A 469-nucleotide genomic window follows, 5' to 3' on the forward strand; every position below is an offset into this window, starting at 1 on the left:
CGCTTATGTTGTGAAGTCAGTCGGCCCCAGAACCTGCAAAATAACCTTGCGCGAGCGCGCGGCGTTCAGGAAAACAGCCCGCGAATCCGGTCGAGAAGGCCGGTCGATTCCGCCTCCTCTGTGGCCTGCTGTTGCTTACGGAGTTCGGAGAGTGCGGTGGCTTGGTCGTCCGTGCTTTCACCGACGGCCGTCTCTTTTTCACCGCCACGAAGCCCTTGGAGTCCCGAGACCGCATCGTCGACGCTGCCTCCACGTGTCTCGGTTACCTTCGCGTTCTCGAAACTGGACCGGTCAATGTCGTCGACCGACGACGTGTCGAGTTTGAGGCGCGTCGTCTCTTTCTTTCGGACGCCGCCCCACGACAGTTCGGTGTTCGAGAGCGCTTCGTCCATGTCGCGGCGCACTTGCTCCGAGACGGCTTCCTCGTCGACGCCATCGTCACCGTCAGCATTGTTGTCCGCCGCCGATG

1 pseudogene is annotated in these 469 nt (G+C 61.6%); it reads right to left on the reverse strand.

Annotated elements, in window-relative coordinates:
• Positions 1 to 65: 65 nt before the first annotated feature.
• A pseudogene (locus DVK07_RS21500) lies at positions 66 to 469 on the reverse strand (permease); the annotation flags it as partial.

The sequence above is a fragment of the Halorubrum sp. Atlit-26R genome (assembly GCF_003666015.1).
Classification (GTDB): domain Archaea; phylum Halobacteriota; class Halobacteria; order Halobacteriales; family Haloferacaceae; genus Halorubrum.